We start from the raw sequence: 19,782 nt of genomic DNA on the forward strand, positions 1-19,782 counted from the left end.
CCCGCGTGCCCAGATCCTTCGCACTCCGTGTCACCGTGGCCGCCACCGCTCTCGCCCTCACCCTCGCCGCGTGCGGCGGCGGCAGCGACGAGCCCGCGAACAAGGCGTCGGACGCCGGCACGCACACGGTCTCGACCGTGATGGGCGAGGTGAAGGTCAAGGACGCCCCGAAGCGCGTCGTCGTGCTCGACACCGACGCGCTCGACTCGGCCGTCACCCTCGGGTTCACACCGGTCGGCGCCACCACCGTGGCGGACGGCGCGCCGTTCTCCACGTACCTCCCCGAGGACAGGCTGAAGGGCGTCAAGCCCGTCGGTGTCATCGGCGAGCCGAACCTCGAAGCCATCAACGCGCTCAAGCCCGACCTGATCCTGAGCAGCAAGGTGCGCGACGAGAAGAACTACAAGTCCCTTTCCCAGATCGCCCCGACGGTTTTCTCCGACACGACGGGACCGACCTGGCGCGAGAACTTCGAGCTGCACGCCGACGCCCTCGGCAAGAGGAACGAGGCCGCGTCCGTCGTCGCCGGCTACGACGCGCACATCAAGCGGCTGACCACCACGCTCGGCGGTCCCGCCGCCGCGAAGAAGATCAAGGTCGGCTTCGTACGGTTCGTTGAAGGCGCGGACACCCGGCTCTACTTGAACGACACGTTCGTCGGGTCCGTCTTCAAGGATCTCCAGGTCGGCCGCCCCGCCAACCAGGACACCACCGGCTTCTCGCTCGACGTCAGCCCCGAGCAGATCGACAAGGCCAACGCCGACGTCATCTTCTACTCCACGTACGGCGACCCGAAGCAGGCCAAGGAGACCGACACCGTCGGCGGGCCGCTGTGGAAGAGCCTCGACGCCGTGAAGAAGGGCATGGCCTTCAAGGTCGACGACAACGTGTGGATGCTGGGCATCGGTTACACCGGTGCGGGCAAGGTGCTGGACGAGATGGAGAAGGACTACACCTCGGCGGCGAAGCGGTAGAGCCGACGCGGGCTGAGCGCTGGACGTGTTGCGGTGACGGGACCCCGTACGGACGCTCGTACGGGGTCCCGTCGGCAGACGTACGGACCAGGCGCGTCAGAGGCGTTCGAAGCCGCGCATGCGCTCCCAGTCCGTGACCGCCCCTTCGAAGGCGGCCAGTTCGGTGCGCGCGGCCTGCGCGTAGTGGCCGACGACCGCCTGCCCGAAGACCTTTTCGGCGATCTCGCTGCGCTCCCAGTGGTGCAGCGCCTCCGTCAGTGTGCCGGGCAGCCGCGGTACGGACGTGTCGGCGAGCGCGTTCGTCTCGTGCGGTGCGGGCAGTTCGAGGCGGTGCTCGACGCCGTGGAGGCCGGCCGCGACCGCCGCCGCGACGGCGAGATACGGGTTCGCGTCGCCGCCGGGCACCCGGTGCTCGATCCGCAGCGAGGCGCCCGCGCCGACCACCCGTATCGGGCACGTGCGGTTGTCGCGGCCCCAGGTGATGCCGGTCGGCGCGAACGCGCCCGGCTGGAGGCGCTTGTACGAGTTGATGTTCGGCGCCATCAGCAGCGCGAAGTCCGGCAGGCAGGCGAGCTGTCCGGCGACGAAGTGCCGCATCAGCTCCGACATTCCGGTGCCGTCGGCCGCGTTCTCGTCCGCCAGTACCGGCGTTCCGTCCGTGCCGCGCAACGACAGGTGCACATGGCAGGAGTTGCCCTCGCCGGAGTCGAACTTCGGCATGAAGGTGAGCGCCACGCCCTCCTGCGCCGCGATCTGCTTGGCGCCGTTCTTGAAGAAGACGTGGTTGTCGCAGGTCGTCATCGCCTCCGCGTACCGGAAGACGATCTCGTACTGCCCGGCGTGACACTCCCCGCGCGCGGTCTCCAACTTCAGCCCCGCGCGGCCCATTTCCCGCCGGATACGGCGTACGACGGGCTCGATCTCGGACAGACCCTGGAGCGAGTAGTCGACGTTGTACGCGGTTCCCGTGGACAGCCCCTCGTACCTCGACTCCCAGGCGCTGCGGTACGAGCCGAGGAAGAGCAGGAACTCAAGTTCCGTACCGGCGAAGGCGGTCAGCCCGCGCTCCGCCAGCCGGTCGAGCTGCGTGCGCAGGATGTGGCGCGGCGCCACCTCGACCGGAGCGGCCTCCGGACCGGGCCAGACGGGATCGGCGAGGATCATCGCCGTGCCGTCGTCCCACGGGAGCGCGGTCCGCAGAGTCCCGGCGTCCGGACGCAGGGTGAAGTCGCCGAAGCCGCTCTTCCAGGCGTCGATGGCGTAGCCGGGACCGGTGCCCATCTCGACGTCGGAGGCGAGGAGATAGACGCAGGCACCGAAGCCGTTGCGCGCGACCTCCTCCAGGAAGTACGCGGCGGACAGGCGGCTGCCCTGGAGCCGGCCCTGAAGGTCGGGGACCGCGACGACGACCTCCTCGACGGTGCCGGCCTCGACGGATGCGCGCAGCTGCTCGTAGGCCGTCATTTTGTCTCCTCGGAGGTTCCGGCGAGCCGCCCGGCACCCGTGTCGGTCGGGTCGGCAAGGGGGTTGGGCACAGTGCCGTGGACGACGTCGAAGCCCTCGTCTCGCTCCGAGCGGTCGTGGAAACCGCCACCGAGCAGCTGTTCCCGGTTGAGCGCGACGCGGTCGAAGTCCGGCGCGAAGAGGCCGAACGCGGCGAATCGGCCGGCCAGTTCGGGGAAGCGCGCGTGATAGCGCTCGATCTCGGCCCGGACCAGCCTCCAGAAATCCGCCTCCGGCACCCCGAGATGCTCGGCGGCCAGCGGTGCGAAGAACCGGAAGTGGCCGGCGAAGACCGCGCTGAGGAGTGAGTGCGCCAGCTCGTGGGCCGGCCAGCGCAGCAGTACGGCGTCCGCCCGCTCGGACAGGCCCGCGTACTCGGGGTGGTGGCCGGGGAGGAGGTTCACGTCCTCCGCGAAGTCCTTGACGGCGATGCCGATCGGGGTGTCGTCGCTGTCGAAGAGGACGACGGTGTTCTCGCCGTGCGGGCAGAACGCGACGCCGTAGCGGTAGAGGTAGTGCAGGAGGCCCGGGAGCAGCGCGCTGAAGAATCGTTCCAGCCACTGACGCCCGGACAGCCCTGAGCGAGCGGCGAGTTCGGCGGCGAGCGCCCGGCCGTCCACTCCGGTCTTGAGCAGCGCGGCCATGGTGCGGGCCTTCTCTCCCTCGCCGAGGAGCGCGGAGACGGGCTCGCGCCAGATGGCGCCGAGGAGTTCGTGGTAGCGGTACGGGGCGTCCGTGACGGACTCGTACAGCGGATGCGCGACGGCGACGGCCGCGACCTCGCCGAGCGGATGGAACCGCAGCTCGTCACGGAGGTACGGATCGGAGTCCCTTACGGAGTGCAGCCAGGCGCTCACATCGGGGGCGGCCTCGGTCGGCACGGTCGAAAGGCCGCGCCACACCAGGGTGTTGCGGATGAGCAGGGGCACTTTCACATTGCGGCGGTGCGGGTGGTCGAGGTTGGCGAGGGTGCGGATGGACTGGAGCGCACGGTAACGGTCGTCGCTCCGGCCGAGCAGCACGACGCGGCCTTCGGCGAGGTACGGCGCGAAGAGGGTGGCGACGGCCTCGTCCCAGTGGAAGGGGTGCACCGGCAGCCAGACGAACTCGTCCGGTGCGTAGGGCACTTCGCTCCGGTCGGACGCATCGGCGAGCACGGCGGCGAATCGCTCCCGTGTGCCGGGATCCAGCTCCTCCGCGAGCAACTGCTCGGCGTCCAGGCCCGGAGCGCCGGAGTAGGCGGCGAGGCTGTTGTGCACGGCGGCCCAGAGGATACGTATCGGCCGGCCCGCCTCCGGGGCGTACGCGGCGGCGTCGGCGGCGGAGAACCCGAGCCGGCCCTTGTTGAGCAGCATGCAGGGATGGCCGTCCTGGTACGCCTCCAGGTCCAGGTGGTCGAGTTCGGCGAGCGCGGCGGCGGGCAGCGCGCGGGCGAGCGCGTCGGCGTCGGCGCGGCGGGTCGCGGTCAGCTCGCGCAGCACCTCTGCGGTGGTGGGCCCGTCCCAGCCGAGGACGCCCCGGGCATCGAGCAACAGCCTTTCGGGGCCCGGCTCCTGGCCGCCGTCCGCCGCCGCGTCCGCCGGGTGCCGTCGCAGGCTGCCGGGCTCGACGCGCCAGGTGGCGAAGGTGCCCCGGTCGGCACGGAAGGTCCAGTGGACACCGGCGCCGAGGTCGAGGCGGTAAGCGCGGGCGGTGCTGACGGTGTTGGCGTCCGGGTCGGGGACGGTGTCCGGTCCGGTGTCCGGGACGGGGACGAGCAGTTCCTCGTAGGCGAACTCCTCGACCGCCTTGACGAGCAGTCGCCGGCCCGCCTGCGCCCAGGCGTCGCGGGTGGGATGGTTCATCGGGGTTCTCCTCGGTGTACGCGGGGACGGGGACGGCGGTACGCGGGTGCTCGGGTGCGTGGAGCGGTGCGGACGAGGATGCGAGCGGGGATCCGGGCGACGGTGTGCGCGGGGGCGCGCCGCGCTGCGCGCTGTGGCGGTCGGGGCGCGTGCGACGGTGGACGCGGCGAGCGGCGGCCGCCGGACACACCGGTGCCGGCCGGCCCGGCGGAGTCGGGTGCGATAACGCAGTCTCCTCAACTATCCCGCCCCTCGGCGCGCTTGGCGGGCTTTCCCGCGTATCGGAGGGCGGGCGGCCCGTGACGCGGCGCGCGCTTCGTATCGGCCAGCCCCGCAGCCGACCCCACCGCCGCCCCCGCGCGACACCCGGGCCGGCGCCGGCCAACAGGCGCTCACCGCCCCGGCCGGCACGGTCTATGGCGTACGCCCGTCCAAAGCCCTCAAGGACGCCCGAGACCGGGGAATGCCCGGCGCCTCCGGCACCGCCGGCGCCCCGAACGTCGTCCAGGCGGCCCGCTCCGGTACGCGCAGCACCGTCCGTCCCGCGACGGCGTTCAGGATCGTCGCCGCGCGCCACGCACCCAGCGTGAGGTCGGGAGCGCCCACGCCGTGGGTGTGCAGTTCGGCGTTCTGTACGTAGAGGACGCCGGACACGCGCGGGTCGAGCGCGACGCGGTAGTCGCCGTCGATCCGGTAGCGGCCCTGGTCGTCCCAGTCGACCAGCTTCGCCATGCCGTTCAGGAAGGAGGGACGGCCGGCCGCGTAACCGGTGGCGCACACGATCGCCTTCGTACGGATCTCGAAGATCGCGTCCTGTTCGATGTGCCGGCAGGTCAGCAGATAGCCGGCGCCGGGCCCCCTGGGGCCCACCGCGACTCCGACGATCTCCACGCCGGGATGGAGCGCGGCGCGCGGTTCCGTGCCGCCTATCGTCCGCTCGTACAGCTCGTCGTGGATCTCGGCCAGCGTCTCCTCGCTGACGCCCTTGTACAACTGCCACTGCTCGCCGACGAGTCGGCGGCGCCGGTCGGCCGGCAGGGCGCGGAAGTAGCGGATGTAGTCGGGCGTGAAGTGCTCCAGGCCGATCTTGGAGTACTCCATGGGCGCGAAGGCCGGGGTGCGGGCGAGCCAGCGTACGTACGGTCCGCCTTCGCCGTTGCCGTCCTGGTGGCGGAGCAGGTCGAGGGTGACCTCGGCGCCGGACTGACCGGCGCCGATGACGGTGACGTCGTCGGCGGCCGCCAGCGCGGCCCGGTGGGTGCGGTAGTCGGCGCTGTGCAGCACACGGCCCTCGTGTGCGGCGGTGACCAGCGGGCGCAGCGGTTCGGGGACGACGGGGAGTGTGCCGACGCCGAGCACGATCTGCCGGGCCAGCACCCGCGAGACCGTGCCACCGTCGACAACGGCAGCGGTATCGGCACCGGCACCGGCACCGGCGTTGACACCGGCATCGGAGTCTGCCGTTTTCGCCGTCCGGTGGGTGACCGCGAACGCCTGGGCGCCCTCGTCCCACTCCAAGGCTGTGACGCGCGCGTCGAACCGGCACGACGGCAGCCGCTCGGCCACCCACCGGCAGTAGTGGTCGTACTCCCGGCGCGGGATGTGGAAGCGCTCCGAGAAGAAGAAGGGGAACATCCGGTCGTGTTCCCGAAGGTAGTTGAGATAGGACCACGGGCTCGTCGGCGCGACCATCGTCACCAGGTCTGCCAGGAAGGGGACTTGGAGCGTGGTGCCTTCGAGCAGCAGACCGGGGTGCCAGGAGAAGGCGGGCTTCGCGTCGAGGAACAGGGTGCGCAGCTCGGGCGCGCCGTCGGCCAGCGCGGCGAGCGACAGGTTGAACGGGCCGATGCCGATGCCCACGAGGTCGTAGACGGTGGTTGCGTCGGGCGTGCCATCTTCGTGATCGGTCACCGCGTCGCCTCCGCGAGGGGGTTGGGAAGATCGATGTAGACGGACTGGGTGTGGACGTCCCCGACGAGTTCGTCGAGACCGTCCACGCACGTGAGGTAGTTCCCCTTGCAGCGCAGCACGGACGCGTCGAGCAACAGGTCGAGCAGCCCCTTCGCGCCGGGCTCGGTGGCACGGAGCAGTTCCAGCCGGCCGCGCAGTACGCGCAGCAGCTCACCTTCGTCCGCGAGCCCGAGCGCGCCGAACGCGCCCACCAGACCGAGGAGGTTGTTGATGCCCAGGTAGTACGCCACCCGCTCGTCCACGAACGCGTCGTCGAAGACCAGCTCGAGCCCGTCGGCCGCGCCGGGCAGCAGTTGTTCGACCTCGGCGGCGCGGGAGGAGGCGACGTAATAGCCCTGGCTGTCGCGGTACCACCCGGCCCGGGGCAGCCCGTCCGCGCCCAGCGCGACGAGGGTGTTCTGGTGGTGCGGCTCCAGGGCGATGCCGTACCAGGCCTGGAGCCGGATCAGCGGGACGGCGAGTACGTCGAGGTACGCGGCCAGCCAGCGGGCGGACGCCTCGGCGGTGGAGATCCCGTGGGTGAGGGCCGTACGCGACACGGCCTCCGACAGGAGGGCCCGGTGGCGCGGCGGGGCGCCGTCGCCGGGACCGGTGCGCTCGGCGAGCAGCCCGGCCACGCACTGCCCTTCCATGGCCCCGGTGCCGAAGCCGGTTGTGGCGGACGTGACGTGGCGGACTTGACGGAAGGGATTGTCGCGGAAAGCGGTCTCCAGGCCGGTTTCCGCGTCGTCCGGCCCGACCGACACCCAGGCGAAGTCGCGCAGGATGGCGAATTCGGGATGCTCGGCGCGCAGCCGCCGCGCCGGGCCCGCGGCGAGCAGGCGAGCCGCGCGTACGCCGAGTCGCATCTCGGAACGGAGGTTGTTGCGCCGGGAGTTGGTGATCCGCATACCGAGCGACAGCTTGAGCATCACCTCGGCTTCCGGCCGGTGGACGGTCCGTACGGACGAGGTCGGGGACCAGGCGGGACCCGCGGGACCGAGAGGCCGCAGCAGACCGGCGTCGAGCAGCGCCGCGATCTCCGGGCGGTCCAGTATGTCGCGGGCCTGCCAGGGGTGCGCGGGTACGGCGACCATGCCGGCGGGCGGTTCGGGTCCGTCGGCGGCGAGCGAGCGCAGCAGCTCGGTGGGCGTACGGCCGTCGATGCTCTCGCCGACGAGGACGTCCGGGTGCGCGGCGAACCAGTGGAGCGGGAAGGATCCGCGCAACTCGGGCGAGTAGGCGTCCAGTTCGCGTTCCGACGCCTCCTCGCGGCTCTTCGGCGCCGGGTGGAAGGGGTGCCCGAGGAGCAGCGCCTGCTCGGCGCCGAGGAAGGGCGCGGGGCCGTGCGCGTCCGCGTTCTCTCCCGACCCGCCGTGCTGCGAGCCCTTGGCGGCCTTCGTGGCTCCGGCCGTCTCGGCGCGGCGGCGCTCGATGTGCACGGCCGTGCGCGCGGCCGAGTTGAGTACGCGGCCGACGGCGTCACCGCCCAGGTGCGGCGCCGCGCCGCGTCCGAGCGTGCTCTCGCGGATCAGCGCGGCGGCGACGAGCGCGGTGTCGGCGGGCAGGAACGGCGGTGCGTCGGCCGGTCCGGAATCCGGCGCTTCGGTCTCTCCGGATCCCGGCGCGTCGGCCTCTCCGGATCCCGGCGCGTGGGCCGGTGCGGTGCGCGGGGGGCCGAAGCGGTGCCAGCCGGAGACCGAGCGGTAGCGGACCGGGACAGTCAACCGGAGTCCGGTCGCGGCAAGTCCGAGGACGAGGTCCGATCCGGCCGCCGGTACTTCCGTACCCGTCTCGCGCACGTACGCGCGCAGCAGCGTCTCCATCGCCGCCGCGTGTCCGGCGTACAGCGCGTCAGGATGGTCGAGCGGGTCGTCGGCCGATGCGTGAGCCGCCAGAACGGGATGGTTCACAGCGCCGCGCCCTCTTCTCGCGCTTCCCGCGCCTCGTTCGCTTCCCGCGCCTCTTCTGCCTCTTCCGCTTCCCGCGCCTCGTTCGCTTCCCGCGCCTCTTCTGCCTCTTCCGCTTCCCGCGCCTCGTTCGCATCGTTCGCCTCTTCCGCGCGGCCCGCGGCCACGACGGCGAGCAGCAGTCGTTCGACCTCGGCCGAGGTGGTGTGCGGGTTGAGCAGGGTCAGCTTGAGGCGTACGCGGCCCGGCCCGTCGCCCGGCAGTTCCGTACGGCCGACGACCGCGCGGCCCTCGCGCAGGAGACGGCGGCGCAGCGCGGCGTTGATCCCGTCGGCGCGTGCCGGGTCGGCGGGCAGGTAGCGGAACAGGAAGGCGGTCAGGACGGGTTCGCCGTGCAGTTCCAGCTCCGGACGCTCCCGTACGGTCCGCGCTCCCGCCACCGCGAGGTCGTGGCAGGCGTCGACGAGCCTGCCGAGTCCTTCTCGGCCGAGCGTCCGCAGCGTGACCGCGATCTTGAACGCGTCGGCGCGGCGGGTCGTACGCAGCGACAGACCGAGGAGGCTCGGGTAGCCGGCCTCTTCGTCGTCGGCCGGGTTGAGGTAGACCGCGCGCCGCGCGAGCGACGCGTACGTCTCCGACTCCCGGACCAGGAACACCCCGGCCGCGGCCGGCTGCCAGCCGAGCTTGTGCCAGTCGAGGGAGACGGAGTCGGCGAGGCCGAGGCCGTCCAGCAGCGGCGCGAGCCGGTCGGAGAGCAGGGCGCCACCGCCGTACGCGGCGTCCACGTGCAGCCAGGCGCCGTGCGCGGCGGCCAGTTCGGCGCAGGCGCGCAGCGGGTCGATGGCGCCGGTGTCGGTGGTGCCCGCCGTGGCGACGACGGCGACCGGCAGCTCTCCGCGCCGGGCGCAGCCGTCGAGGGCTTCGGCCAGCGCGGCCGGTTCCATGCGCAGGTGCCGGTCGACCGGCACCGGAAGTACGGCGTCCTCGCCGAGCCCCAGCAGGGCCGCCGCCCGCTGCACGGAGAAGTGCGCGGCGGCCGAGGCGAGGATGCGGGGCCGCGCGCCCCGGCCGGCGACGCCGGACAGCTCGATCTGCTGCCCGGTGGCTGCGCCGAGCACCCGGTCGCGGGCCAGCATCAGGCCCATCAGGTTGGACTCCGTACCACCGGAGGTGAGAACGCCCGCCGCGCGGCCGGGGTCGTATCCGACGAGCTGCGCCAGTTCCTGGAGGAGCAGGGTCTCCATGGCGGTGGCGGCGGGCGCCTGGTCCCAGGAGTCCTGCGAGGGGTTGAGCGCGGACACGGCGAGGTCGGCGGCGACGGCGACGGCCAGCGGCGGGCAGTGCAGATGCGCCGCGCAGGCCGGGTCGGCGGGGTCGGCGCTGCCGTGCGCGAGCAGTTCGGTGAGCCGTCCGAGCGCGGTGGCTCCGGTGGCGTTCAGCCGACTGAAACCGGCGGCCACGCCTGCCGCGATGCCGTCCGGCGCCCCGGCTGTGACGGGCCCGCCACGCCGTCGGGCGCCTTCGGTGAGAGCCGCCAGCACGGTCTCCAGCAGCGGTGCCAGGGCGGCGGGTCCGTCCACGCCACCGGACAGCGCGGCGGGCCGGAAGGCAGCCGGATCGGGCTTGTCCGTCGCGGTGGGCCGCAAGGCGGCCGCATCGGGCGTGTCCATCGCGTGGCGCGGGCGCGGCACCGTCACGGCGTCGCGCCCAGGGGCCGCCCCAGGGCCCGAAGCCGAGGCGGCCCCGGACCCCATCCCCGGAACGGCCCCGGCCCCCGGCCCCGACGCCAGAGCCGGCCCGGAACCCGAGCCCGAAGCCGCCCCGGAAGCGCGCGCCGAAGCAACCGCTGCCGCCGAAGCAGCCGCGGAAGCCCGCGCCGAGGCAGCCACGGAAGCCGAAGCGGCCGCAGCCGCCCTCTCCGGTCCCGACACCTGGCGCGGCAGCGACACCACGTCACGCGCGGGAGCCTCGGCGCCGCTCCGCTCCTGGACCGGCATCTGACGGGGCACACGCACGGTCTCGCCCACCCCCCTCGCCCCGGACTCCTGCCCGGCCCCGGAATCCGGCCGGGCCTCCCCGGACACCGGGCCGGCCGTATGCCCCAGCGGGCCGCCCTCCGCGACCGGCGACCCCGCACCCGCGGCCATCCGGGCAGCGCCCGCGCCCGTTCCCGCCCGCGTGGTCAGCCCGTCGCCGTACGGCACACCCCCCGTGCCCTCCGGCGGCATCTCGTCCATCGCCGCGCCGAACGCCGCTCCCGTGCCCGTCGTCACGCCCGTCCCCGTCGCCACAACCGCCACCGTCACACCCGCCGCCGTCACGCCCGTCCCCGTCGTCATGCCCGCCGTCCCGCCGCGACCTCGTTCAGCGCGTCCGCGAGGCGGTCCAGGACCGCCTCGGCCTGCTCGTCCGTGATCACCAGCGGAGGCAGCAGCCGCACCGTGGAGCCGAACCGGCCGCCCAGTTCCACGATCAGGCCGCGGTCCAGGCAGGCCGCGCGGACGCGTTCCGCGCGGTCCGGAGCGGCCGGGCGGGCGCCGCACGAGTCCTCGCCGGCCTCCGGGTCCACGATCTCGACGCCGATCATCAGGCCGCGGCCGCGTACGTCGCCGACCATCGGGACCTCCGCGCGCAGCCCCTCCAGCCGCGCCGTCATCCGCGCGCCCACCACGGCCGCGCGCTCGGCCAGGCCCTCGCGGGCCACGTACCGCAGCGTCGCCGCGCCCGTGGCCATCGCCAGGGTGTTGCCGCGGAACGTGCCGGTGTGCGCGCCCGGCTGCCAGCCGTCGTACGCCTCGTCGTACACGATCACCGCCAGCGGCAGGCTGCCGCCGATCGCCTTCGACATCACCATCGCGTCCGGCACGATCCCGCTGTGCCCGACCGCCCAGAACGCGCCCGTGCGCCCGACGCCGGTCTGTACCTCGTCCACGATCAGCGGGATCTCCCGCTCGCTGGTGATCCGCCGCATCTCCCGCAGCCAGCTGTCCGGCGCGGGCACCGCGCCGCCCTCGCCCTGCACCGCTTCGAGGATCATCGCGGCGGGCCGTACGACACCGCCCGAGGGATCGTCCAGAAGCCGCTGCGTGTATGTCGCGGCCAGTTCGGCCCCGCGCTCGCCGCCGACGCCGAACGGGCAGCGGTAGGAGTACGGATACGGCAGCCGCGTCACCTCCGCCGAGCCCACCGCGACCCGCTCCTTCGCCGCGACACTCCCCGTCGCGCCCAGCGCTCCCGCCGTCATGCCGTGGTAGGCGCCGGTGAAGGCCGCGACTCCGCGCCGTCCGGTGGCGGTCTGCATCAGTTTCAGCGCCGCCTCGACGGCGTCCGTGCCCGCCGGGCCGCAGAAGTGGATCCTGGCCCGGTCGGCGAAGGCGGACGGCAGCGTCGCGAAGAGCGCGTCGGTGAAGTCGTCCTTCTCCGGGGTCGCGAGGTCCAGTACGTGCAGCGGGGCGCCGCTGTCCAGGGTGCGGCGTACGGCTTCGAGGACCACGGGGTGGTTGTGGCCGAGGGCCAGCGTGCCCGCGCCGGAGAGGCAGTCCAGGTAGCGGCGGCCGTCCGCGCCCTCGACCGTCATGCCCGTGGCGCGGGCCGGGACGATCGGGAAGGAGCGCGCGTACGTACGCGCCGAGGACTCCCTCGCGCGTTGCCGGAGCAGGATGCCCTCGGCGGCATCGTCTCCGGCGGAGGACGCGGTCGTGGGCAGGGCGACGGTGGGAACGGTCATGAAACAGCTCCGGATGAGAGGTCTGAGAAGCTCAGAGCAGATGGCGCTCGGCGACCGGGTGGCCGAGGAAGGCGTGCATCGCGAACTCCCAGCCGTAGGAGCCCGCATACGGGAAAACGACGAGGTCGCCCGCGCGCACACGGTCGATCAGGACGTCACGCAAAAGGGTGTCCTCAGGAGTGCACAGCTCGCCGACGACGGTGACGCGCGTGTTCTCGGCCGCGGGGCGCGGACAGTCCTCGGCCCAGTCGTCCACCGGCAGCACCGCCACGTTGTGCACGATGTCCCAAGAGGTGGGCAGCTGGAAGTGGTTGATGCCGCCGCGCAGTACGGCGTAGGCCTCGCCGTAGGAGAATTTGACGTCGGTGACCTCGGCCGCGTACCAGCCGCAGTCGGCCACCAGGAACCGTCCGGGTTCGAGGACGACCTTCACGCCGTCCGGCGGCCGTATCTCGTCCGCCAGTTCGCCGAACCGCCTGACGTCGAACGGCTTTTCGCCTTCGAAGGCGACTCCGATCCCGCCGCCGATGTCCACATGACGCAGGTCCGTGCCGGCCTCGTGTGCCGTCCGTACGCTCCACTCCACGCACCAGCGCAGGTACGCGGCATGGGTGGACGCGTCGAGGTTCCCCGACGCCGCGTGGATGTGGAAGCCGACGAGATCCAGGCCCGGCAACCGCTGTGCGGCGAGCAGCACTTCGGGTACGTCCGGCTCGGCGACGCCGAACTGCGAAGGCGCGCCACCCATCAGCAGCGAACCGGTGAGCGGGATGTCCGCCGGGTTGACGCGGAGCGCGACGCGCGCGGTGACCCCCTCGGCGACGGCGATCCGGCTGATCCGGTGGAGTTCGAGCAGGCTTTCGGCGTTGATCGCCTCAACTCCGGCCCGTACCAGTGCCGTCAGTACGGGTACGGACTTCGCGGGACCGGCCGCGACGACCGGCGGCACGGCGGCGCCCGCGAAGTCACCGGCGTCCAGGGCCAGTCCCAGTTCCGACACGGACGCGACCTCGAAGCCGTCGACGTACGGCGCGAGCGCCCTGACGACTCCCGGATGCGAGTTGGCCTTGACCGCGTAGTAGACGGAGGCCCAGTCCGGCAGCGCGGCGCGCAGCTGGCGGGCCCGGCCGGCGGCGACCTCGCCGTCGTACACGTACGCGGACACCGGATCGGCGGACTCCGCAAGTTCCAGGAGGCGTTGACGGACCGTGGCGGGCAGGACGTCCACCGGGTAGGCGGAACGAGGCGCGGCGGAGGGCGGGAACTGGACGGACACGACTGGCTCTACCTCGCGGTGGGGGACGGGGAAGCGAAGAACCGGACAAACTTAGGTGAGGCTAACCTAAAGCCTCACTTCGGCGATGCCAAGCGCACGGCGCTTCGCGGCGGGTCGGTTTCAGACACTCCCCAACTCGCCGTCCGGCACACCAAAAACGGGCGAGACATGGACGAGACATGACGAGAACCAGACGCGCACGAACACGCTCGGACGCGCCCGAACAGGCACAGACGCGCACGGGCGCGCGCGAACACATGAACACGCGTGAACGTGCGCACCGAGCGGGGCACTGAACACGCGAGGAAAGCGCCGGACAGGGCGCCGAGGAGACGACACGGGCGCCGGAGGCCGCAGAGGAGAGGCCGACAGGAGCGTCGCACACGAACAGAGAGAACGGCAGGCCTGGCGGGGGCGAGCGCCGCCCGGTCACGAGGTGAGCACACGGCTCCAGATGTCCGACGCCGCACCTGGCGCCACACCCACTCCCGAGCCCGTACCCGCAGCCACCCCCGGAAGCCCGGCGACCGGCACGCTCAGCTCGCCCAGCCGGGTCCAGCCCCAGGAGCGGAGCACGGCGACCGCGGGCTCGTTCGCGGGATCGACCCGTACGGTCACCAGCGCCGCGTTCGCACGCGCCAACAGCCGTTCGACCAGGCGCGTGGCGACCGCGCCGCGCCGGAAAGCGGGCAGCACCATCAACTCGGCGATGACGAACACCCGTCCGGCGACGGTCAGTTCCTCCGCGTCCCACGGCACGTCCTGGCGCAGACCGCGCCACCACTCGCCGTCGCGGTCGAGGAGGAATCCGTACCCGTACGCCGCCGCGCTCCCTCCGGCGGCGCCCCCCACCACCATGTCGAAGCCGGGCCGCCGCACATCCTCCGCGAACGTCTCCAGAAACGCCGCGCGGTCGCGGAATTCCTCGCCGTAGATCCGCCGGTACGCCTCGACGTACACATCGGCGACGGCTTCCCGCTGCTGCTCGGCCTGCCACCTGCTCAGGCGCCGGATGAACACCTCGGCCATGTGCCCTCCCCCAGACATGCGCACCGGACGTACACCTGCGCACATCGTCGCAGGCCGGACATGTCCACGGGAACAGCAAACGGGAGGTTTATACGAACCGTGAACCTTCGGTGCGCCGCCGCCGGCACCTCGACAGGACCGCCCTGCGCTCTTCTGCGGCCTTCCGCGACCGGAGTACGGTGGAGGGACAGGGGACATTTCGCCCTACAAGCATGTTCCCGGCAGCGTGCACGCTCCCGGAAGGCACCCGGGAAGACACCCGGAAGAGGTGAACGCCGAATGATCGGACTCATCACCATTCTGGTGATCGTCGCGATGGTCGTGATGTTCGTCGGCGGAATCTGGGTGCTGCACCGGATCAACGGGCAGCGCGACTCCCGTATCGCCTCGTACGGCTACAGCCGCAGCCTCTGGTCGCCTCGCGGCAGGCCCCCGGCGGACGCCAGGACCGGTGCGCGCCTCTACCACGGAGACAGCTCGCGCAGGTAGAGCAGACACCTCGCGACCTGCGAAAACCTCACTTGTGAGCGTGCTCGCCCACGTAGAAGAGGATCCAGACGAAGCCCGCGAAGAGGTGGGTCGCGAAGATGTAGACGAAGACGCGGAGCGCCACTCCGCGTTCCTTCCAGCTCTCGCTCTCACTCACCGCCGGCCTCCAGCCCGAGAAGACCGCGCTCCGGAGCGCGGTCTTCTCCAGCGTACGGCGACGGCGCCCGGCGCCCACCTGGAACGCGGTGTGACGTACGCCCGCACCACCCGGCGGTCTGCCCGCGCGCCCACGCGCGCGCTGACAGGCCGCACACACGAGCGGGCCACACACGCGCGGGCAGCCCGGCCCGTGTGTGCGGTCACGTCACGGACACGCCGAGGCCCGTACCCCGTGGTGTCCGCGCAGGTCCCACTCCGCCGCGACCGTCTCCAGCGTCTGCCACGCGTCCTCCGGGCGGTCCGTCTCGCTCGGATCGCCGTTGAAGGTGTCGAGCGGTACGGTGCCGGCGCCGAGGTCGCTCAGCTCCGCCAGGTCCGCCACGACCTGCTCCATCGTGCCCACACCGGCCAGTCGGTCCGCGTCCGTGACCGGTGAGCCGGTCAGCCGCAGCGCGATCCTGGGTGCCGGCTCCGGCACCGGCCGCTGCTCCTCGTACGCGATCGTCCGCAGCCGCTCCAGCGCCTCGCGCAACCACGGCATCGTGAACCGCAGCGGGTGCCACGCGTCGCCCAGGCGCACCGCCCGGCGCAGCCCCGCGTTGCTGTGGCCGCCCACCCAGAGCGGGATCCGCCCGGCGGGGTAGTCCTCGTCCTTGTCGTGCTCCCACGCGTCCTTGATCACCCGCGGGTACGCGTCCGTCAGGGCCCCGCGGCGCTCGAACGGCACACCCAGCGCGGCGAATTCCTGCCGCGCCCAGCCAACACCCAAGCCGGGCACCCGCCGTTCACCCCTGAGCCGGCTCAGATTCGCGCCCATGCGCGCGGCGAGCAGGGGGTCGCGGTACGGCACGATCAGAACGGGCGCCCCGGGCCGGACCCGTTCGGTCACACCGGCCGGCCAGGAGAGCGTGGTGAAGGGCTCGCAGAACGGCGCCGGGTACCGCGCGGCCACGTCCGGTGTCACCACGACGTGGTCGGAGACCATCAGCAGGCCGGAGCTGAGCCCTTCCACCGTCCGTGCCCAGTCACGCATCACTCCGGATCGGTCCGGGGGCCGAAGTTCGGTGATTTCACACCCATTCTCATGCCGTGCGGCCAAAGGCCGTCCTGTGGGAGTACCAGGCCCTTCTGGTGTCAACTCACCTCAACCGGCCCCAACTGGCCTTAAGGTCTTTCATCACGCCTTCCGCTCTCATTCGCCCGCAGTTACCGCCTTCGCCCCGGGCCGCGACTGTACTTACGCCCGCTCAAGTGGACGGCGGGATTCCCCCGGCCGGCCATTTCGTACGACGACGCGCTGGGGACAACCATGCAGAACGAAGACGGCAGACTTTCGCACGGAGCTGCCACGGGCCGCCGCGGCATCCGGATCCGAGTCGCGGTGGGCACCGCCATCGCGCTCGCGGCCGTCAACCCCTGGACGGTGGCGGGAGTGGCGCAGGCCGCCGCGCCCGCAGCCGCTGCCACGCAGGCAGCCACGGTCACCACCGTCCTGACGCCCAACTCCAACTCTGCTTCCGACCAGGTGCGTTGGACCACCGACAGTGTCGCCCCCGGCGTACAGGTACGCACCGGTGTCATCCAGAACACCAAGGCCAGGCCGGTCTGGACGATCACCCTCCAGGCGCCCGCCGTCAACCGGCTCACCGGTGCGGCCACCTGGGCCCCCGTCGGCGACCGCACCTGGGCCGACACCACCGCGCGGCAGTTGCGCGCCGCCGGATTCCAGCCGCGTGTGGAGGAGGTCCGCTGGGAGGACTACTCCGACACACCGCACGGCACCATGGGCTGGCGCGTCCGGGTCGGCTCGTACGCCGCCGAGGCCGAGGCCCAGAGCGCGAACCAGGGCGTCACCGCCACCGGCCTGCGTACCGGCGTCGAGTGGACCGGTTACGACGGCCAGCAGACCGCCGACCGGCAGAGCATCCACGTGGCGGTCATCGACCCGGCCACGTTCCGGGGCACCGTCGAGTCCACCCACGGCGACAGCGTCGCGGACCGCGAGACGACCTCGTCGGCCGCCGCGAAGGCCAAGTCGCTCGTCGCGATCAACGGCGGCTTCTTCATCACGTCCGACGGCGACGGCGTGCAGGGCACGGTGGCCGGTATCTCCGCCTACGAAGGCAAGTTGGAGTCGATGGCTGTCGGCTCGCGGGCCGCGCTGATCCTGGCCGACGGCGGACGGCACTCCCGTATCGCCGACCTGTCCACCACCGTCACCGCGCGGTCCGGACTGTCCACGTACGCCGTGCAGGGCATCAACCGCGCACCGGGCAAGATCCGCAACTGCGGCCGCCCCAACGCCACTCCGACCGCACTGCCGCACCACGACCTCACCTGCACCGCGCCGAACGACCTGGTGAAGTTCACGCCGAAGTTCCGCGCCAACCTCCCCGAGGGAGCGGGCACTCAGGTCGTCCTCGACTCCAAGGACCGTGTCGTCTCCGTCGGTTCGCTCGGCGGTAAGGTCCCGGCCGGCGGCTCGGTGCTCCAGGGCATCGGCTCCGGCGCCAACTGGCTCACCTCGCACAGCCGTAAGGGCCAGCGCATCGCCGTCACGGAGGTCATCCGCGACGCCAAGGGACGCCAGGTCAGGCTCGGCGCGCACGACACCATCGTCAGCGCCTCGCCGACCCTGGTGGAGAACGGCCAGGTCCACATCGACGCCAAGGCCGAGGGCACCCTCGACCCGAAGGACCTCTCCTTCGGCTACGCCTGGTCGAACGTGCGCCAGCCGCGCACCATGGCCGGCATCGACCAGCGCGGCCGGCTGATCCTGGCCACGGTCGACGGCCGTCAGCCGGGCGTCAGCGAGGGCTTCACGCTCGCCGAAGCCGCCCGCTTCATGCGTTCCCTGGGCGCCAAGCAGGCCCTCAACCTCGACGGCGGCGGCTCCAGCGCGATGGTGGTCGGCGGCAAGCTCGTCAACATCACCTCGGACGCGACGGGCGAACGCGCGGTGGGCGACACCGTCCAGGTCCTCCCGGCCCGCCGCGGCTGAGTACGCGCTCCGGCTGAGTAGGCTCACCGCATGGCGACGGTGACGGTGACAGAGACCGACCTCGAACTGAGCGACGGCCACACCCTCCATGTGTACGAGGCCGCCCCCGCGGGCGGGGACCCGGCCCTGGCGGTCGTCTGGCACCACGGCACACCGAGCACCGGCGCCCCGCCCGAGCCACTGTTCCAGGCCGCCGCGCAGCACGGCATCCGCTGGGTGTCGTACGACCGCCCCGGCTACGGCGCCTCCACCCGCCACCCGGGCCGGGACGTCGCGTCGGCCGCCGAGGACGTCTCGGCGATCGTCGACACCCTGGACATCGAGCAGTTCGCCGTCCTGGGCGCCTCCGGCGGAGGGCCGCACGCGCTGGCGTGTGCGGCGCTCCTGCCGGACCGCGTCCTGGGCGCGGTCTGCGTGGCGGGGCTCGCCCCGTTCGGCGCGGAGGGCCTGGACTGGTTCGCGGGCATGACGGCCTCCGGCGAAGCGGAACTGCGCGCCGCCGCCGAGGGCCGCGCACCACTGGAACAGCTGCTGTCCGCCGCCGAGTTCGACCCGGAGATGTTCACCCCGGCGGATCACGCGGCGCTCGCGGGCCCGTGGTCCTGGCTGGCCGCCGTCGCCGCGAAGGGCCTGGAGGGCGGTATCGGCGGGGCAGTTGACGACGACCTCGCCCTCGTCGGCCCCTGGGGCTTCGCTCCCGAACAGATCAGCGCGCCGACGCTGATCGTGCACGGCGGCCAGGACCGGATCGTCCCCAGCACCCACGGCGCCTGGCTCGCCCGCCACTGCCCGGACGCCGAATTGGCGCCGCGCCCCGCAGACGGCCACCTCTCGGTACTCAACTCCGGCGCGCGGGCGCTGAAGTGGCTGCGCGACCACGCCGAATGAGCCGGATGCCTCACGCCTAGGCTGAGCTCCGGTCTCCGATCCCCGATCGAGACTGCGCACAGCACCAGGCACAAGGCACCAGGAAAGAAGAACCACCATGCCCACCAAGACGCTCCAGATACCCACCGCGGACGGCCAGGCCGACGCCTTCGCCGCCTTCCCCGACGGTGACGGGCGGCACCCGGGGGTGCTGCTGTACATGGACGCCTTCGGCCTGCGGCCCGTGCTGGAGGAGATGGCCCGCGAACTGGCCTCACACGGGTACTACGTACTCGTCCCCAACCTCTACTACCGGCACGCCCCCGCGCCGGTGCTCGACCTTCCCGAGCACATCGGACAGGACGTCCGGCCGACGATCTTCGCCCAGCTGAAGCCCCTGATGCAGGCCCACACCACCGAACGCGCCCTGCGCGACGCCGACGCCTACGTCACGTTCCTCACCACCCAGCCCGAGGTCAGCGCCGGACCGATCGGCGCGATCGGCTACTGCATGGGCGCCGCCCTGGCGCTGCGCACCGCGACGGCCCACCCCGGCCAGGTGGCCGCCGTCGCCGGATTCCACCCCGGCAAATTCGTCACCGACGCGCCCGACAGCCCGCACCGCCTCGTCTCCGACCTCGACGCCGAAATCCACCTCGGCCTCGCCGAGACCGACTGGACGCCCGAGGACATCAACGAGTTCAACAAGGCCTTGGACGAAGCGGGCGTCGACCACACCACCGAGATCTACCCCGACACCGTCCACGGCTACACGATGGCCGACACCGAAGCCTTCAACCCCGCGGCACTCCAGCACCACTGGGACCGCCTGCTCCCCCTCCTCAGCCGCGCGCTGCCCCGCACCTGAGACCTGGCGCCGGGGGAACGGCCTTGAGGCACGGCCTCTCAGGCCCAACCCCGGAGCACCGCTTCCGGCGATCCGTCGGACAGCGGACGGGCTGGCCGGCGGGCGCGGTGCTGCGCCCGTCGGTCAGCCCCGCCCCGGAGGGACGGGTCACCGCCGCACAGACGTCCCCGGGACGCGAAGAAAAC

Annotated in this window: 16 protein-coding genes; 6 read left to right on the top strand and 10 right to left on the bottom strand. The window is 72.4% G+C overall.

Features of this window, described 5'->3' with window-relative positions:
- The first annotated feature begins 5 nt into the window (after nt 1-5).
- A complete protein-coding gene (locus ACIP6N_RS10675; protein ID WP_401814555.1) occupies nt 6-974 on the top strand; it encodes an ABC transporter substrate-binding protein in 969 nt (322 codons plus the stop codon).
- A gap of 96 nt (nt 975-1,070) precedes the next feature.
- On the opposite strand, the gene ACIP6N_RS10680 is transcribed toward ACIP6N_RS10675, so the two are convergent.
- The 5 genes from ACIP6N_RS10680 to ACIP6N_RS10700 all read right to left on the bottom strand — a co-directional run bounded on the left by ACIP6N_RS10680 (nt 1,071) and on the right by ACIP6N_RS10700 (nt 9,851).
- Nucleotides 1,071-2,438, bottom strand: a complete 1,368-nt coding sequence (locus ACIP6N_RS10680; RefSeq protein ID WP_401814556.1) for a glutamine synthetase family protein — start codon at nt 2,436-2,438, stop codon at nt 1,071-1,073.
- Complete coding sequence (locus tag ACIP6N_RS10685) at nt 2,435-4,321, bottom strand: IucA/IucC family protein (RefSeq protein WP_401814558.1); 1,887 nt, start codon at nt 4,319-4,321, stop codon at nt 2,435-2,437. The genes ACIP6N_RS10680 and ACIP6N_RS10685 overlap by 4 nt, the downstream gene beginning before the upstream one ends.
- 414 nt (nt 4,322-4,735) lie before the next feature.
- The gene (locus ACIP6N_RS10690) at nt 4,736-6,232 is read right to left on the bottom strand and encodes a lysine N(6)-hydroxylase/L-ornithine N(5)-oxygenase family protein (RefSeq protein ID WP_401814560.1); all 1,497 of its coding nucleotides are present in this window, start codon (nt 6,230-6,232) and stop codon (nt 4,736-4,738) included.
- Complete coding sequence (locus tag ACIP6N_RS10695; protein WP_401814561.1) at nt 6,229-8,184, bottom strand: IucA/IucC family protein; 1,956 nt, start codon at nt 8,182-8,184, stop codon at nt 6,229-6,231. The genes ACIP6N_RS10690 and ACIP6N_RS10695 overlap by 4 nt, the downstream gene beginning before the upstream one ends.
- Nucleotides 8,181-9,851 (bottom strand): pyridoxal phosphate-dependent decarboxylase family protein, encoded by a 1,671-nt coding sequence (locus tag ACIP6N_RS10700; protein WP_401814562.1) that lies wholly within the window; start codon nt 9,849-9,851, stop codon nt 8,181-8,183. Before ACIP6N_RS10700 ends, ACIP6N_RS10695 begins: the two co-directional genes overlap by 4 nt.
- Between ACIP6N_RS10700 and ACIP6N_RS10705 the strand changes: the two genes are divergently transcribed.
- Nucleotides 9,844-10,182, top strand: a complete 339-nt coding sequence (locus ACIP6N_RS10705) for a hypothetical protein (protein ID WP_401814563.1) — start codon at nt 9,844-9,846, stop codon at nt 10,180-10,182. The two genes, ACIP6N_RS10700 and ACIP6N_RS10705, sit on opposite strands and share 8 nt — an antisense overlap.
- A 334-nt stretch (nt 10,183-10,516) precedes the next feature.
- Here the strand turns inward: ACIP6N_RS10705 and ACIP6N_RS10710 are convergent, their stop codons facing one another.
- The 3 genes from ACIP6N_RS10710 to ACIP6N_RS10720 form a co-directional block, all read right to left on the bottom strand.
- Nucleotides 10,517-11,908, bottom strand: coding sequence for a diaminobutyrate--2-oxoglutarate transaminase (locus tag ACIP6N_RS10710; protein WP_401814565.1), 1,392 nt, complete (start codon nt 11,906-11,908; stop codon nt 10,517-10,519).
- 31 nt (nt 11,909-11,939) lie between these two features.
- Nucleotides 11,940-13,184: a type III PLP-dependent enzyme gene (locus ACIP6N_RS10715; protein WP_401814566.1), complete on the bottom strand. Its 1,245-nt coding sequence runs from the start codon at nt 13,182-13,184 to the stop codon at nt 11,940-11,942.
- A gap of 429 nt (nt 13,185-13,613) precedes the next feature.
- Nucleotides 13,614-14,213, bottom strand: a complete 600-nt coding sequence (locus tag ACIP6N_RS10720; RefSeq protein WP_401814567.1) for a GNAT family N-acetyltransferase — start codon at nt 14,211-14,213, stop codon at nt 13,614-13,616.
- Between the two features lie 279 nt (nt 14,214-14,492).
- On the opposite strand from ACIP6N_RS10720, the gene ACIP6N_RS10725 reads away from it, so the two are divergent.
- On the top strand, nt 14,493-14,702 hold the full coding sequence (locus tag ACIP6N_RS10725) for a hypothetical protein (protein WP_401814568.1): 210 nt from the start codon (nt 14,493-14,495) through the stop codon (nt 14,700-14,702).
- Nucleotides 14,703-14,730: 28 nt separating this feature from the next.
- Here ACIP6N_RS10725 and ACIP6N_RS10730 read toward each other — a convergent pair whose 3' ends face one another.
- Together ACIP6N_RS10730 and ACIP6N_RS10735 are read right to left on the bottom strand one after the other, a co-directional pair.
- Nucleotides 14,731-14,859: a DUF6126 family protein gene (locus ACIP6N_RS10730; RefSeq protein ID WP_401814569.1), complete on the bottom strand. Its 129-nt coding sequence runs from the start codon at nt 14,857-14,859 to the stop codon at nt 14,731-14,733.
- 207 nt (nt 14,860-15,066) lie between these two features.
- On the bottom strand, nt 15,067-15,894 hold the full coding sequence (locus ACIP6N_RS10735) for an LLM class flavin-dependent oxidoreductase (protein WP_401814570.1): 828 nt from the start codon (nt 15,892-15,894) through the stop codon (nt 15,067-15,069).
- 276 nt (nt 15,895-16,170) lie between these two features.
- Between ACIP6N_RS10735 and ACIP6N_RS10740 the strand changes: the two genes are divergently transcribed.
- The 3 genes from ACIP6N_RS10740 (at nt 16,171) to ACIP6N_RS10750 (ending at nt 19,597) form a co-directional block, all read left to right on the top strand.
- Complete coding sequence (locus ACIP6N_RS10740; RefSeq protein ID WP_401814571.1) at nt 16,171-17,862, top strand: phosphodiester glycosidase family protein; 1,692 nt, start codon at nt 16,171-16,173, stop codon at nt 17,860-17,862.
- Between the two features lie 30 nt (nt 17,863-17,892).
- The gene (locus tag ACIP6N_RS10745; RefSeq protein ID WP_401814572.1) at nt 17,893-18,750 is read left to right on the top strand and encodes an alpha/beta fold hydrolase; all 858 of its coding nucleotides are present in this window, start codon (nt 17,893-17,895) and stop codon (nt 18,748-18,750) included.
- 97 nt (nt 18,751-18,847) lie between these two features.
- Complete coding sequence (locus ACIP6N_RS10750) at nt 18,848-19,597, top strand: dienelactone hydrolase family protein (RefSeq protein WP_401814573.1); 750 nt, start codon at nt 18,848-18,850, stop codon at nt 19,595-19,597.
- The last annotated feature ends 185 nt before the right edge of the window (nt 19,598-19,782 follow it).

Origin of the sequence: Streptomyces sp. NPDC088725 (genome assembly GCF_044751305.1) — a bacterium.
Lineage (GTDB): Bacteria > Actinomycetota > Actinomycetes > Streptomycetales > Streptomycetaceae > Streptomyces.